This window comes from Psychrobacter sp. 1Y4, from assembly GCF_051847555.1.
In genome coordinates, this window is sequence record NZ_JBPYDE010001149.1 from 1 (window position 1) to 519 (window position 519).

General features: G+C 47.2%; 1 pseudogene. It reads right to left on the bottom strand.

The features are described 5' to 3' along the window. A pseudogene (locus ACS8FC_RS20870) lies at positions 1–497 on the bottom strand (hypothetical protein); the annotation flags it as partial. Positions 498–519 lie beyond the last annotated feature (22 nt).

Consider the following 519-nt stretch of genomic DNA (forward strand, 5'->3'; position numbering starts at 1 on the left):
GCCAACATAGCATGGACATGAGGATTAGGCGTTACTACCACAGCACCTTCTAGATACGCATGCTTAAGCAGTGCATGGTCAGGCTCCTCAAATGCGAAGTCGACCAACCGATTATAGATCATATCAATGGGCTTACCATGCGCTGTCAGCTTGCCATCGACATAGTCGAGTTCAGAGGGATCTAGTATCACAGTGTCAATGCCTCTAGCTTGGAGCAGTTGACGTGCTAACTGGAACTCCAAAAACATGAACTGACTCTTAGGATCATTATCCACGATGGCTATTCGGTTGGGCATAGCAACAGCAGACTGTCGTTGCCATTCCTGTTTGAACATAGTAAACACTGACTCCTCAAATGTATCTAGCATTTGAGTCGTTGCAGCGCTTTGCTGTGAGGCATTACAACAGCGTTTTTGTGCGCGAGCGAGCAACACATTCAGAAATGCGCCACCAGCATTGGTATTGACTTCGATGAGCTGAGGGCTATCACGACCCAAGTGAAAATCATAGCCCATCAGA